Source organism: Acinetobacter sp. CIP 101966, assembly GCF_000369725.1.
GTDB classification, from domain to species: Bacteria; Pseudomonadota; Gammaproteobacteria; order Pseudomonadales; family Moraxellaceae; genus Acinetobacter; species Acinetobacter lwoffii_Q.
This window is the reverse complement of record NZ_KB850160.1, coordinates 448,667-462,797: the sequence shown is the minus strand read 5'-3', so window position 1 is coordinate 462,797 and position 14,131 is coordinate 448,667. Positions and strand designations below refer to the sequence as shown.

Genomic DNA, 14,131 nt, shown 5'->3' with positions numbered 1-14,131 from the left:
AGCATTTGCTGATCTTTTAAAGTTTAAACTAATTACTTTTCAAGGTATTGTAATTTGTCTGCTTTGCCATTCCATTCTTCACGGTCTGCTGGCTGGTCACCAATTTGTGTGATATTTGGCCATTTTTGTGACAGGTCAGCATTCAGTTCAATAAAGACTTCCTGACCTTCTGGTAATTCGTCTTCAGAGAAAATTGCATTTGCCGGGCATTCAGGTTCGCATAACGCACAGTCGATACATTCGTCCGGGTTAATCACAAGGAAGTTAGGACCTTCATAGAAACAGTCTACAGGGCAAACTTCAACACAGTCTTGATATTTACATTTAATACAATTTTCAGTGACAACGAAGGTCATGGCGACAGCTACCTAAAAAATATGGTTCTAATTACGAATGCTGTATTTTAGGCAAAAACAGGGGGAACTAACAATTCCTTTTATTGATATTTGTTATATATAGGGCTGTTAAATTTGAAAAAAGGTCGCATACCGATGAATTACAGCATTCATCGGTATGTTCAGGACATCGACCCTATGCCAGATGAGGTCTAGGACCGAGAATTAACTTGGCTGTTTGATCAGGTCTTTGAGCGCATATAACTGCTGCAAGGCTTCACGCGGAGTTAAACTATCTACATCAATATCTTCGAGTAAGTCCAGTGCAGGCGATTCTTTTTCAATTTCGATGATACGTTCTATAGGCTCCATAACTTCAGGCATTGCAAACAGATCATGCTGCGGGCTCAGTGGCTTGGCCTGATGCTGTTTTTCCAGAATCTTTAAGCGGTTTTGCGCTTCTTTAATCACCGCAGCCGGAATGCCTGCCAATTTCGCGACTTGCAAGCCATGACTTTGACTGGCCGGGCCATGTTGCACCTTATGCAATAAAATCAGATTACCATTCAGCTCTTTGGCCGTGACATGGTAGTTATTAATGCCACTTTCCTTATCCAGTTCAGTCAGTTCGAAATAATGGGTAGCAAATAGACATAAACATTGAATGCGTTTGGTCAGATCCAGCACACAGGCCCAAGCCAAAGACAAGCCATCATAGGTACTGGTTCCACGGCCAACTTCATCCATGAGTACCAAAGACTGGCTGGTGGCATGATGCAGGATTTGCGAGGTTTCGGTCATTTCCACCATAAAGGTTGATTTGCCGGTCGATAAATCATCGGCAGAACCAATACGGGTAAAGACACGGTCAACCGGACCTAAAGTTGCAGCTTGCGCTGGAACATAGGCACCACAATAAGCCAGCAACACGATCAATGCAGTCTGGCGCATAAAGGTGGATTTACCACCCATGTTGGGGCCGGTAATGATGGCCATGCGATGGGAAAAATCCAGTCGCGTATCGTTCGGAGTAAAGGCCGATTTACTGAGGGCTTCTACCACTGGATGTCGTCCAGCAGTGATACTTACACCGATTTCAGGGCTAAATTTTGGACGCGACCAGTTGCGTAAACGCGCCTGATGGGCAAAATTAGCAATCAGATCAATCTGGGCAATGGCGCTGCTCATCATCTGTAAACTGCCGATATCCTGACGCAGTTCATCCAGCAGCATTTCAAACAGCATTTTTTCACGGGCCAAGGCACGCGATTCGCTAGATAAGACTTTGTCTTCAAATGCTTTCAGTTCAGGCGTGATGTAGCGTTCGGCATTTTTCAGGGTTTGCCTGCGGATATAATGCTCGGGTGCCTGTTCGGCTTGTGCTCGGGTTAACTCAATATAATAGCCACTAACACGGTTATAGCCGATTTTCAGTCCCGGAATGCCGCTTTGTTCACGCTCTTTGATTTCCAGATCAATCAGGAACTGGCTGGCATGATCACGAATCTGACGCAGTTCATCCAGTTCACTGTCAAAACCTTCTGCAATGACATTACCATCACGCAGCAGGACGGGTGGATTTTCTACAATGGCTGACATCAGGCGTTGATGCAAACCATGGAAGTCGCCGAGTTCTTCATTGAGCTGCACCAAGAGCGTGGACTGTTGCTGACTCACAATCGGTTGCAGGGCATGACGTAAAAATGGAATTTGCGCACAGGCCTGACGCAGTTGTACCAGATCACGTGGGCGGGCACTGCCAAGCGCAATACGGCTCAGCACGCGTTCAATATCGCTAATCTCTTTAAGCACCAGACGTACAGGTGCTTCGTGGAAACCTTGCAGCAAGGCTTGAATGGCATCCAGGCGCTCATCCAGCAGCGCGGTATCGCGTAAAGGTTGCATCAGGGTGCGACTGAGCAAGCGTCCACCCATAGCAGTCTGACAGTCATTGATCAGTTGAAATAAGGATGTCCCATGTTCAAATAAAGGCTCAATCAGTTCAAGATTACGGCGTGTCACCGGATCCAAAGCAATAAAATCTGAACTTTGTTCTAGCTGAATCGTGCGGATATGCGGTAACGCAGTTTTCTGGGTTTCTTTTGCATAGTGAATCAGTGCCGCAGCCGCTGCTTTAGCCAAAGGTAAATGATCAATGCCGAAACCTGAAAGCGTGCTGACAGCAAACTGGTCGCATAAGGTTTTTTGCGCATTGTTCAGGTTGAAGTCGACATCGGGACGTTTGGTGACCGAGATATCCAGTTGCTGTTTGAGTTGTTCGGTCAATGTCGGATCAGTGATACTTTCATCCAGCAGAATTTCGCTTGGCATCAAACGCGCCAGTTCAATCATGAGCTGGTTAAGATCATAATCCTGCTGCTGGACTTTAAATAGGCCGGCGCTGAGATCAAGAAGTGCAATGCCGATCTGATTCTGCTGAATACATAAAGCCACCAGATTCGAGCTCTGATGTGCACCGAGCATGGCATCATCGGTCAGTGTGCCCGGCGTAATAATTCGAACTACACCACGCTCAACCGGTCCTTTGCCAGTAACCTCGCCGATCTGCTCGCAGATCACCACGGTTTCGCCTTTTTTGACCAGACGTGCCAGATAGCCCTCGGCTGCATGATAAGGCACGCCCGCCATAGGAATTGGCTGACCATTGGCTTTACCACGATGGGTCAGGGTAATGCCTAAAATCTTGGCTGCCTTGTGTGCATCTTCAAAGAACAGTTCATAAAAATCACCCATACGATAAAACATCAAAGAATGCGGATGCTGCATTTTCACCGACATGTATTGCTGCATCATGGGCGTTAAGGTAGAAAGATCAGCCATAATTTCTGAACTGGTCATTAAAAATAAATCCTTTCAACAAGAGATAAATGCAAATACTGCTCAATAGGCTATGCAGGAAAATTTAAAGCACATTTTCAATCAGGCCAATCCAACATGGTTGAGCACAGGAGATCGAAAATGTGAAATGAATCTGCTGATTCAATTCAGCTTTAAAGCTGTATTGCAGCAAGTCTATCAAATTTAATTTTTAGAAAGAAATGAAATTCCAGATGAATCTTTAAGTCAGCGCTCAGATCTGTCGCTATGGCTTCTTATTCAGCATTATTTGCAATTTTAAAAAATAAACCACCGGATGCGAACATGCGGTGGCAAGTCTCAATCAAGACGATAGTTTATTCCGGATCATAAAGACCAAGATCGGTCAGATGTAATCTGAGAATCCGGCGTAATTCCAGTACGGCTTCAGGCGTTTCCTGAATCGAGTGGCCACCCTTAATGACTTTGCTAGATACAGCACCATTTAGGTAAGCACTCTCATATGAAACGATATCATCGCTCATGAGCTTGGTGTCTTGCGTATCTACGGTATTGCCGATAATCGAGTGAAATTTGATATCTTTAGAAGGCTGAATATCCTGGGTCAACGCCGTGAATTTTGAATTTTCACTCAGATCGCTTGGGCCATTTTGAATCAGGTCATGCCCCAGTTCTTTGACAAACTCGTTTAACCCGATCTGGCCTTGCAGGGTATCGGCAAAGGCACCCAAAAATGCACCCGGTATACGGATAATTTTACGGGCCAGTTTGGTATGCCAGCGGTCGGCATATTCTGTCCCACGATGTGGTGTCGCTAAGAAAATGGCCCGAGTGAAATTTGGAATAGGCCGCATTTGCAGGCGTGCTTTAAAGAGCGGGTTATCCTTAAATTGTGCAATGCGGGTATTTTGTACCAGCTTGAATGCATCTTGGGTAATATCGGCCTGACTGACCATTAAACGGGCAATCACACCTCCCATGCTATGTCCGACCAGTACCGCATCTTTTTTGGCTGGTGCATTGTTCGCGACCTGGGCAAAGCCTTGCTGAACCAGTGCATTAATTTGAAAACGGCTTTCCAGAATCGGCATATTAGTAGAATAAAATACCTGCCAGACCTGGAAATTTTCTCTTAATACCGGATCACCCATAATGTCGTTGGTCAGACGAATCCAGGCTTCAGGACTACTGGCCAGGCCATGAATCAATACCAGCACTTTCTTGTCCGGATTATAAGGTTCCAGCATGTACAGGTGCGGCATGCTCAGACTGTCTTCGCGATTAATCAGCGTCAGATAGGCTAAACGCCCCAGATTGTTCTCGGCCAGCCATAAACCGTAAGGTGCGGAAAAGTTGGCGGCTAGCGCATATTCTTTCGAAGCTACTTTGATCTTTTCATGTTTATAAGGGTCATACAGTTTCAGGTGAAACTCCGAAGTAGATAAAATCTGTTCAGTCGAATTCGCGGATTTTGGTACAGCAGTAATGGTGGTCGCCAGATAGCGTGCTGAATGAATGTTAGGATTTTTACCATTTGGATAGTTGTGCTTGAGCGGATCGACAATATATTTTTTATCCTGCTCGGTTTGCTGTGCTTCAGGTAAAACCACTAAAAATTCTGAACCAAAACCATCACGGCGGGTGATGGAACGTAGGCCGGAAAAGTTCATGTTATAGGTAGACATCAGCTGTTCAATGGTCTGGTTTTTCAGCTGCGGAAAATTTTCCAGATCAATGGTGTATACACTGTCACCGACCTGAATGCGCTGGCCGGACTGTTTGGCTTCATAACGTTCAGCATAGCGTTGAATCAGATGAGCAATTGCCAGGTTATAAAAGTCACGAATCTGGACCTGGCGGTTATCAAAAATACGCTCTTGCGGCGCACGCTCGGTTTTAAATAGATAGGCATAGCTATAACGAATGCTTTTATCCAGCATAGTGAGCTGCTGATCCAGACATTTCTGGATGTTCTGCTTGTGTTGTTGCTGTTTTTCCGGTGATCGGGTTTTGTTTAAAATTCCGGTGTTACATTCAGCAGACTTGGCATTTTGTAAGGAGTTGGCTAGATATAATTCACTTGCTGTAGAAAGCAATTGTTCATCTAAAATCTGGGGAATACTTTTCAGATCTTCCACACATTCTTCGGGCTGATCAATACAGATCTGAGCTTCAAGACCTGTCATGGACAACACATTCAGACTGGCTTCGCTAAGCTTGTCGCGGGTCAAGATACTGTCACGCTCATTGTTCAGCGTGACATTAATCGCCTGTTCCTTAACACTGACCACCTGACAGCCGCTGAGTATGCTGGTGATGAGTAAAGTGCACAGCATTAATCTTTTATTTATTTTTTCGTGCATAAAACTTTTCACTGAATTCAAGTTATAAAGCGGGATAATGTTTTGTATTTTACTAATTTTTTCCCATAAAAATAGACCGCCGTAGCAGTCTATTTGTAATCAAATTGAAGCGAATCTTGATTATGGGGTCACCGGTGCTGTTGCTGGGTCTGTAGCCGGAGCAGGTGTTGAGCTTTGCAGAATTTGCCAAACATTCCAGCGGCCATTTTTCTCAATTTCCTGAATCAGGCGGTCAGCCACTTCAGCTTCTTGCGGATATTTCACCTTATAGTTCGCCAAGGTTTGAGTGGCATTTTTCTTCTGTTCCAATGCAATATAGTTATTGGCTGCAGAAAGATAAGCCTCCTGAACGCCAGCTTTCATGGCTTTGTCCAGATAAGCGATGGCTTCACGTTGACCACCGCCTTCAGACAGACCAAAACCAAACCAGAAGTTGACCTCAGGATCTTCTGGATTAATTTTGAGAATACGCTGGGCATAGGTCAGGGAATTGGTGGTATAAACTGAACCCAGATCCAGGTTACGTGCCATCACGCTGGCTTTAAAAGCACGCATCAACACATCAAAAGAGGCATTTGGACGGGCCGCTAAAGTATCCAGTTGTCGGGTGACTTCACGCAATTTGGCTTCAAAACCACGGCGTTCCTGACGATCGCTGAAACGTGGTGGATAATGACGTGCCTTACCTTCGACCATTTGCAGGAAATCGTCAATTTCGGTGATATCGATTTCATTTGAATTGGCAAGTGCTGCATAACGCATTGCACGTGTATTGCTATCTACCACTGGAATAATCAGTTTATTCACATCCAGGGTCAGTTGCTTGGATGGATCATTAGGATCCGTCACCACCATCTTGGTTACAGGCTGCGCTGCAGCTTTTTTCAAATGCACTTCAAATTCAGGCGGTTCATTATAATTGAATGGATTTAAAGCATAAAATGGTGGGCTCAGTTCAGGCTCTACAAAAACCACTTGGTCCACAGGTTTCTCAGCAGATTTCTGAGGAGTGGTGGAACACGCAGTAATTGTGAATGCTAAGCAAGCAAGTGCCAAGGGCTTAAAGGTCATAATAGTCATCCATTCTGTTATTTTTAAAACATCTATTCAAAAATTGCATGATCGTCAGTCTATGAAAAGTATAACGATCATGCAAGTAAACCCGTGTTACAGAGTGAAGTGTGATATTCAGGCTTTGGATTGGCTGGTTTGCGCTTCACATTCACGGCGCGCTTCTTCCAGAATCTCCAACTCTTTTTTGCTCAAAGGCTGGCCATCCTGTTGCTGCTTGTTAAAGGTCGGATCTAACAAAGAAAGACGATTGCACAAGTTGTTCATGCGTTTTTCATTTTGCTGAATGCGATCCAGCAGAATCCGCATACCTTCTAAAATCGGATCAGACTGGTCTTCAGTCGCGGCATAGGGCTGGAAACCGATACTTTCGGCATAGTCACGACGACGGGCTTCAGCATCATCTTTGGGTTTGTCTTTAGTGATAAAACGTGCCGGGTTGCCCACCGCTGTGGCGTTCTCAGGAACCGCTTTGGTGACGACCGCATTAGAACCGACTTTGGCATTTTTACCCACGGTAAATGGCCCTAGAATCTTGGCACCAGCACCGACCACCACGCCATCTTCTAGGGTCGGATGACGTTTACCCTTATTCCAGGTCGTTCCGCCCAAAGTCACGCCGTGATAAAGCGTCACGTCATCGCCAATTTCAGCAGTTTCGCCAATGACCACACCCATACCGTGATCGATAAAGAAACGGCGGCCAATTTTTGCGCCGGGATGAATTTCAATGCCGGTGGCAAAGCGGCTAAACGAAGACAACGCACGCGCAGTTCCTTTACAGTCTTTATTCCATAGCTCATGTGCCATGCGATGCATGATCAGCGCATGAATGCCAGGGTAAGTGGTTAAGACTTCTAAGGTATTGCGTGCTGCAGGATCGCGCGCAAAGACAGCTTGTATATCTTCTTTGAGCTGTTTTAGCATTAGATTTGATCCTCGTCCTGTGATGATGTGTGTGAAGATTTTTTCCAGGTACCGTTGTTCAATGCCTGAACACGGCTGAAAATACCACGAAGTAAGTGATATTCCATACGATCTAATTGTATACGTCCAAAGAGGCGACGCAAGCGTAAAGGCAATAATCTTGGATTTTTTGGATCCATAAATTCAATTTCTGCCAGCATTTTTTCCAAATGCGGATAGAATTGTTCCATCTGGGCATGGTTGACCAAGGGTTCATCCCATTCCATTTCAATGCCATCAATGACTTGCATGGTCGCTTTAGCATCACGTGGCTGTTCAATTTGACTCATCGTCGCCATGCGCATCTCATAGCAGATCACCTGAATCGCCTGAGCTACATTCAGTACGCCATAATCAGTATTCACAGGAATAGTCAGGTGATAGTTGGCCATCGCCAGTTCTTCATTGGTCAGACCACGGTCTTCACGGCCAAATAAAATCGCAACTTCCTGCTGCTCTTGAACAACAGCGGTCATGGCTTTTTCTGCGGCAGGACGCACATCTAACAGCGGCCAGGGAATGGTACGGCTGCGTGCGCTGGTACCGAATACAATCTGACAGTCTTTAATGGCATCTTCCAGGCTTTCTACAATCTCGATCTGCTCGATCAGGTCAGTTGCACCCGCAGCCAGCGCATCAATATCCGGATGCGGATAGGTTTTCGGTGCCACCAGAACCAGTTTGGACAGGCCCATGGTTTTCATGGCACGTAAGGCACTGCCGATATTGGCAGGTAAAGTGGTATTGACCATGACAATACGCACATGGGAGAGATGTGCTGAAACAGCAGCATTGTCAATTTGACTCATGAGGATTCCAATTTTAAGGTGTTTTAAAGATCAGGATTTATGAATATTGCGGTTGGGATTCAGCCTGATACATTTCCAGTGCATCATCCATGCTCATGCCTGCAGGCGGCGGAGGAATATCCACCGGCTTGGCCTGTTCATAGAACACGGCTTTGGCAGCTTTGGACTTGACCTGGTATTCAATATGCAAGGCTTCTTTACCAAAATAATCACGCAATTTGGCTAGGAGCTCATCCAGTGGGGCGACTTTCCAGTTGAGACCCAGATGCAGTTCAGTCGTGGCATACGGATAGTCCAGATATAGAATCACCGGAATATGTGCGGACATATCGACATTGCAATAAGGAGTCAGAATTTGCTGCAGGTCACGGCTCAAGCTCTTACTGAAATGCTCGGCTGTGAGGGTGATCTTGATGCTATTGGCACGTTTCTGGCGAATTTCATTCAGGCTAAATGCCTTGGTGAGGCGTCCCATCGGACGGTCAAAGCCTTCACGCTCATAGATTTCGCCTTCAATCACCACCACTTTATCGAGCTGGATAATCTCTTTAAAGCGGTTGAAGCGTTCGTGATTGGCTGAAATCTCAATCCGTGCCGTACCATCATCTAGGGTCATCATCATCCGGTTCGGGAAGTTGGCAATATCTACCACCAGTCCTGCAAACACGGTGGTTACACCACGGCGGGTCGGCGTTAGCTCATTGATCTGACTAGGCACAAAGGCTTTCAGCTCATTGCGATACACATCAATCGGGTGGCCGGTCAGATACAGACCAAGTGTGTCTTTCTCACCTTTCAGGCGAACTTCATCCGCCCAAGGTTTGACGGGTTTAGATGGCTTGCGCTGAACTTCTTCCACTTCGCCAAACAAGTCCATGATGCCGGTTTCACGGTTGGAACGTGCCTGTTCCGCAGCTTGAACCGCTTCAGGCAGTTGCGCCATCAGGTCGGCACGATCAATGCCTAAGCAATCCAGTGCACCTGAGCGAATCAGTGCTTCCAGGGTGCGCTTATTGATTTTTTTCAGGTCAATACGATGACAGAAATCAAATAAGTCACGGAATGGACCTTCTTGCGCACGTGAGTCAATCACCGATTGCATCGCCGCTTCACCGACGCCTTTGATTGCCCCCAGACCATAGACAATAGTTTGCTCATCAGTGGCATGGAATTGATACAGCGACATATTCACTGACGGCGGCAAAACTTCCAGATTATTCTTGCGACAGTCATCAATCAGAAATACCACGTTGTCGGTGTTCTGCATCTCCGAGGTCAATACCGCAGACAGGAATTCCGCCGGATAATGCGCTTTTAGCCATGCAGTTTGGTAAGCAACCAAAGCATAGGCAGCCGCATGCGATTTGTTAAAACCATAGCCGGCGAACTTTTCCATATAGTCGAAGATATGGTTGGCGGTAGCTTCATCAATGTCTTTTTTCGATGCACCTTCAATAAAGATCTGGCGCTGTTTGACCATCTCTTCCGGTTTTTTCTTACCCATGGCCCGACGTAACAAGTCCGCGCCACCGAGGGTATAGCCAGCACAGTATTGTGCAGCCTGCATGACCTGTTCCTGATACACCATAATCCCGTAGGTGGGTTCTAGTACGCCTTCAAGTAATGGATGCAAATATTCAAAATCACCACCATGCATCCGGTGAATAAAGTCAGGAATCAGATCCATCGGGCCTGGACGGTACAGCGACACGAAAGCAATAATTTCTTCAAACTTGCTCGGGCGTGCCTCTTTCAGCATCTTTTTCATGCCCACGGATTCAAACTGGAATACCGCGGTGGTGTTAGCATTGGCAAAGACCAGATATGCGTCTTTATCCTCAAGCGGGATATAGGCAATATCTAAAGGTTTATCCGCTTTGATGCGTTTATTAATATTTTTAACCGCATCTTCAATCACCGTCAGGTTACGCAAACCCAAGAAGTCAAACTTCACCAGACCTGCAGATTCGACATCGTCTTTATCGAACTGTGCCACGCGTCCGGTACCATCGGCATCACACATGACCGCAGAGAAATCGGTAATTTTGGTTGGCGAGATCACCACACCACCGGCGTGTTTACCGGTGTTTCGGGTAATACCTTCCAGTTTCAGTGCCATTTCCCAGATTTCGGCTGCATCGTCATGGTCTGGATTGGATGGATTGGTGACGATATCTTTAAGCTGGGGTTCAGCTTCTAGTGACTCAAGCAGGCTTAGACCTAAAGGCTTGGTCGGAATCATTTTCGAGATACGATCCGCCAAGCCATAAGATTTACCCAAAACGCGCGCAACATCACGAATCGCACCTTTGGCCGCCATAGTGCCGAATGTTGCAATCTGGGAGACCGCATCACGGCCATAGGTACGTGCTACATAGTCAATCACGCGGTCACGGCCTGCGATACAGAAATCGACGTCGAAGTCGGGCATCGAAACACGTTCCGGGTTCAGGAAACGTTCGAACAGCAGTTCATAACGCAGCGGGTCAAGATCGGTAATTTTTAAGCTATAGGCGACCAGTGAGCCTGCACCCGAACCACGGCCCGGACCTACCGGGACGCCGTTACTTTTCGACCACTGAATGAAGTCCATCACGATCAGGAAGTAGCCGGGAAATCCCATCGAGTTAATGATATTAATCTCGTATTCGATTCGCTCATCATAAGGCTTGCGAATCTCTGGCCAGTCTTCATCACGTTGTTCAGGCGGATACAGGAAATTCAGACGTTCTTCCAGACCTTCTTTGGACAAGTGTGCAAAGAAAGTATCAATGGTATGACCTTCAGGAATCGGATAATCCGGCAGAAAGTATTGACCCAGTCGCAATGTGACATTACAGCGTTTGGCAATGTGGTAGGTGTTCTCAATCGCAGAGGGAATATCCGAGAACAGCGCCGTCATTTCTTCAGCAGATTTGAAATATTGTTCAGGTGAATAGGTTTTAGGGCGGCGATTATCACCGAGCACGTAACCATCGGCAATACATACCCGCGCTTCATGCGCTTCATAATCGTCACGGGTCATGAAGTGCACATCATTATGTGCAACCACACCGATATTGTATTTTTTTGCCAGCTTCACGGCTTCCAGAATGAAGTTGTCTTCATCCGGACGATTGGTGCGGGTCAGGGCAAGATAAACACGATTGCCAAATTTTTCGACCCATTCTTCTAGCAGCGGTTCCGCTTTTTGCGGATTTGAACTCATCAGCATTTTGCCGACATCGGAATGCATGCCGAGCAGGGCAATCATGTCCTCAGACTGATTTAAAATCCATTGTTTTTGAACGCAGGGGATATCCAGTTGCTGACCACTGATAAAGCCTTCAGATACCAGTTCAGTCAGGTTGCGCCAGCCGGTATTGGTCATGGCCAATAAGGTCATGCGATGTTCGGCATCATTCAGGCGAATTTCGGAACCCAGAATCGGCTTGATTCCTTTGCCCAAACATTTGCCATAGAACTTGACGGCAGCATGCAGGTTAGAAAGATCCGTGAGCGCAAGGGCAGGCATCTGTTCTTTTTCGGCAGCTTTGACCAGGTCAGGTATCCGTACGATGGATTCAGTAATCGAAAATTCTGTATGAATACCAAGATGAACAAAGTGCATAGATGAGTCCCTGCTAAAACCATTGAATAGTTTAACATGGGATTTATTGTTTCAGTTTGAAAATGAGGGGAAATGGCTAACTTTTAGGTCAAGTTTGAATTTGATTTTTTAAGCTGATTATTTAGTTAGTTGTTAGAAGATATTTTCTTTTACTTTTGACGGGGCAAAAGTAACAAAACCCCTTTGTTGATCTGATGGCACTTCCATGTGCCACAGACCAACGGGCGACTTCCTGTCGCCGTGGCACGTATCAAATAGTTGCCGGACTTTACTTTGAAATAATGAGAAAGGGTTTGTAAGTATTAAAAACAATAAAACCCTCAAAAAGAGGGATTTATTCATACATAAAAACTAGCTTAACGAAGTCGGGATAACCAGTCACCGAGGCTTTGTACAATCTGCACCAGAATCAGTAATACGATCACCGTCATGATGACAACAGAGGTATCAAAACGCTGATAACCATAAGAAATCGCTAAGTCACCAATACCACCCGCACCGACTGCACCCGCCATTGCCGTGGCACCAATCAAACTGATGGTGGCGGTGGTCAGGTTAAGAATCAGGGAACTACGCGCTTCCGGCAGAATAAACTTAAATATAATCTGCATTGGCGTCGCGCCCATGGCTTGGGCAGATTCGATAATACCTTCATTCACTTCAAGCAAAGATGTTTCAATCAGGCGACCAATGTATGGGCCGACATAAATGGTCAATGGAACAATTGCTGCCCATGTACCAATCGATGTACCAACGATTAACTTGGTCAGTGGAATGACTGCAATTAGCAGGATAATAAACGGCAGCGAACGCAGCGCATTCACAATAGGATTGAGACCGTGATAAATCACACGATTCGGCAGAATTCCATTCGGACGTGTCACCAGCAGAGTAATCGCCTGAATGAAGCCCCAGATACAGCCAAACAGCATCGCGAAGAACACCATATGAAAGGTTTCTTGCAATGCTGTCACAAACTGATCTATCGACAGGGAGCTTTTCCAGAACGGCGCCGTGATCGTTGTCAGCCACTGTACAATTAAATCTCTCATGCCTGTACTCCCGCCTGATCGACTTGTACGCCGTGTTGTTCAAGGAATTTTATTGCTGCTTGAATTTCTTGTGCATCACCCAGTAGCTGAATAAACATCTGGCCAATCACCGTGCCATTAATTTCGGTCATATTGGCAAACAGAATATTTAAACTGATATCAAACTGTTTAATCACCGCTTGAATCACGGTTTCCTGTGCCGAGCTACCAAGGAATTTCAGGCAATAAATACTGTTGTGGTTCTGGTTTTCCAGATTATTCAGAATATTGACTGGTAAATGCTGCTGTAATACGGTCTGAATAAAATTCTTGGTCGTCGGGTGCTGGGGCTGACTGAATATTTGTAAGGTACTGCCGGTTTCAATCACATCACCTTTTTCCATCACGGCGACATAATCACACACGGTTTCAATTACATCCATTTCATGGGTAACCATAACAATGGTGATGCCTTGTTCTTCATTAATTTTTTTAAGTAGCTGTAGAACAGATTTGGTGGTTTGTGGATCAAGTGCAGAAGTCGCTTCATCACAGAGTAAAATTTTTGGATGATTGGCAAGGGCACGGGCAATACCAACACGCTGCTTTTGACCGCCAGACAATTCATCTGGAAAAGCATGACGTTTATGTTTTAGGTCAATAAAGTCTAATAATTCTTCGAGGCGCTTTTCCCGTTCTGCCTTGCTCCAGCCTAGGAGTTTCATGGGCATTTCGATATTGGCTGCCACGGTTTTGGTTTGCATTAAATTGAAATGCTGGAAAATCATGCCGATGCTGGCACGTTCTTGACGCAATGCTTTGGCATCCAGTGCGGTAAAATCTGTTCCGTTAATGATAATCCGGCCTGAGCTTGGGCGCTCAAGCAGGTTGATCAGACGGATGAGGGTGCTTTTACCGGCACCACTATAACCGATGATGCCAAAAATACTGCCGGTTGGAATCTGAAGATTAATCTGATTCAAGGCATGCAAGGTTTGACCCTTAAGCTCATACTGTTTTGAAATATCTTTAAATTCAATCATAGTGTCAAAAACTGCATCACGGATAAAAAAACAGGCAAGAAATCGTCCTTGCCTGTTCTAAAAGT

At 45.8% G+C, this 14,131-nt stretch carries 9 protein-coding genes; all 9 read right to left on the bottom strand.

Translation table 11 applies throughout. The features are described 5' to 3' along the window. Positions 1-32: 32 nt before the first annotated feature. Positions 33-356, bottom strand: a complete 324-nt coding sequence (gene fdxA, locus F891_RS08180; RefSeq protein WP_004279936.1) for a ferredoxin FdxA — start codon at positions 354-356, stop codon at positions 33-35. A gap of 204 nt (positions 357-560) precedes the next feature. Then, positions 561-3,194 carry a DNA mismatch repair protein MutS gene (gene mutS / locus F891_RS08175; RefSeq protein ID WP_005251491.1) on the bottom strand — a complete coding sequence of 878 codons (2,634 nt, stop codon included), beginning with the start codon at positions 3,192-3,194 and terminating at the stop codon, positions 561-563. 335 nt (positions 3,195-3,529) lie between these two features. After that, positions 3,530-5,536 (bottom strand): esterase/lipase family protein, encoded by a 2,007-nt coding sequence (locus F891_RS08170; RefSeq protein WP_034436086.1) that lies wholly within the window; start codon positions 5,534-5,536, stop codon positions 3,530-3,532. Positions 5,537-5,656: 120 nt separating this feature from the next. Next, positions 5,657-6,607: an ABUW_2363 family tetratricopeptide repeat lipoprotein gene (locus tag F891_RS08165; RefSeq protein ID WP_005263089.1), complete on the bottom strand. Its 951-nt coding sequence runs from the start codon at positions 6,605-6,607 to the stop codon at positions 5,657-5,659. A 117-nt stretch (positions 6,608-6,724) separates the two neighbouring features. Then, positions 6,725-7,558: a serine O-acetyltransferase gene (cysE, locus tag F891_RS08160; protein ID WP_228127940.1), complete on the bottom strand. Its 834-nt coding sequence runs from the start codon at positions 7,556-7,558 to the stop codon at positions 6,725-6,727. Further along, positions 7,534-8,382 (bottom strand): RNA methyltransferase, encoded by an 849-nt coding sequence (locus F891_RS08155; RefSeq protein WP_005263088.1) that lies wholly within the window; start codon positions 8,380-8,382, stop codon positions 7,534-7,536. Before F891_RS08155 ends, cysE begins: the two co-directional genes overlap by 25 nt. A gap of 37 nt (positions 8,383-8,419) precedes the next feature. Then, on the bottom strand, positions 8,420-11,992 hold the full coding sequence (dnaE, locus tag F891_RS08150) for a DNA polymerase III subunit alpha (protein ID WP_005263087.1): 3,573 nt from the start codon (positions 11,990-11,992) through the stop codon (positions 8,420-8,422). A 356-nt stretch (positions 11,993-12,348) separates the two neighbouring features. Next, a complete protein-coding gene (locus F891_RS08145; protein WP_004279923.1) occupies positions 12,349-13,044 on the bottom strand; it encodes a methionine ABC transporter permease in 696 nt (231 codons plus the stop codon). Beyond that, positions 13,041-14,066, bottom strand: a complete 1,026-nt coding sequence (locus F891_RS08140; protein WP_005100878.1) for a methionine ABC transporter ATP-binding protein — start codon at positions 14,064-14,066, stop codon at positions 13,041-13,043. Before F891_RS08140 ends, F891_RS08145 begins: the two co-directional genes overlap by 4 nt. Between the last annotated feature and the right edge of the window lie 65 nt (positions 14,067-14,131).

Excerpts from the sequence above, each read along its gene's own strand:
- fdxA (WP_004279936.1), bottom strand. The coding sequence starts at position 356 with ATGACCTTCGTTGTCACTGAAAATTGTATTAAATGTAAATATCAAGAC.
- mutS (WP_005251491.1), bottom strand. The coding sequence starts at position 3,194 with ATGACCAGTTCAGAAATTATGGCTGATCTTTCTACCTTAACGCCCATG.
- F891_RS08170 (WP_034436086.1), bottom strand. The coding sequence starts at position 5,536 with ATGCACGAAAAAATAAATAAAAGATTAATGCTGTGCACTTTACTCATC.
- F891_RS08165 (WP_005263089.1), bottom strand. The coding sequence starts at position 6,607 with ATGACCTTTAAGCCCTTGGCACTTGCTTGCTTAGCATTCACAATTACT.
- F891_RS08155 (WP_005263088.1), bottom strand. The coding sequence starts at position 8,382 with ATGAGTCAAATTGACAATGCTGCTGTTTCAGCACATCTCTCCCATGTG.
- dnaE (WP_005263087.1), bottom strand. The coding sequence starts at position 11,992 with ATGCACTTTGTTCATCTTGGTATTCATACAGAATTTTCGATTACTGAA.
- F891_RS08145 (WP_004279923.1), bottom strand. The coding sequence starts at position 13,044 with ATGAGAGATTTAATTGTACAGTGGCTGACAACGATCACGGCGCCGTTC.
- F891_RS08140 (WP_005100878.1), bottom strand. The coding sequence starts at position 14,066 with ATGATTGAATTTAAAGATATTTCAAAACAGTATGAGCTTAAGGGTCAA.